The following is an 818-nucleotide window of genomic DNA, read 5'->3' on the forward strand; positions in this document are numbered from 1 at the left end:
CTAGAAAAGGGATTGGTTTACCTAGAACAGGTTTCGCAAATCGGCCTGACAAGATAGATGACTTACTTAAGAATGTCGGTGGCGCACCCGTTGTCATTAAGTTATTGGAAGGCACTCAGGGCATTGGTGTTGTATTAGCGGAAACGACAAAGACAGCCGAAAGCATCATTGAGGCATTTATGGGTCTAAAAGCAAACATCCTTGTACAAGAGTACATTAAGGAGGCAAATGGTGCTGATATTCGCTGTCTTGTGGTGGGAGATAAAGTCGTTGCTGCAATGAAACGTCAGGCTGCGCCTGGTGAGTTTCGCTCAAACCTACACAGAGGGGGCTCGGCTGAAATAGTTCGCTTATCGCCAGCTGAAAGAAAAACAGCAGTCGATGCAGCAAAGACAATGGGCTTATCAATGTGCGGTGTAGATATTCTTCGAAGTGCTACCGGGCCCGTTGTCATGGAAGTGAACTCTTCCCCGGGGCTAGAAGGCATTGAAACGGCTACCGGCAAAAATGTAGCGGGGATGATTATTTCGCATATCGAAAAGAAGGCAAAACCCAACGCAACCAAAACTAAAGGGAAAGGTTAGTTATTAGTTGAGACAATGCAAATATTAGTTGAGATATTACAATGAGACAGAGCTTTTCCATAGCAGGACGTGACATCAAACCGGGTGAATCAGCATACATTGAAATGCCCACCGTTGCGCTGTATACCGACACCGAAATGTCGATGCCGGTATACGTGAAACACGGTAAAAAAGATGGCCCGGTATTGTTCGTTAGCGCTGCGATTCATGGTGATGAGTTAAATGGTACTGAGA

1 protein-coding gene and 1 pseudogene are annotated in these 818 nt (G+C 45.7%); both read left to right on the top strand.

Annotated elements, in window-relative coordinates; translation table 11 throughout:
* The coding region (locus tag A3729_RS23990) for a RimK family alpha-L-glutamate ligase (protein WP_156498105.1) at positions 1–584 on the top strand (584 nt) is incomplete at its 5' end.
* Between the two features lie 41 nt (positions 585–625).
* Positions 626–818, top strand: a pseudogene (locus A3729_RS23995) (succinylglutamate desuccinylase); the annotation flags it as partial.

This window comes from Oleiphilus sp. HI0043 (assembly GCF_001634935.1).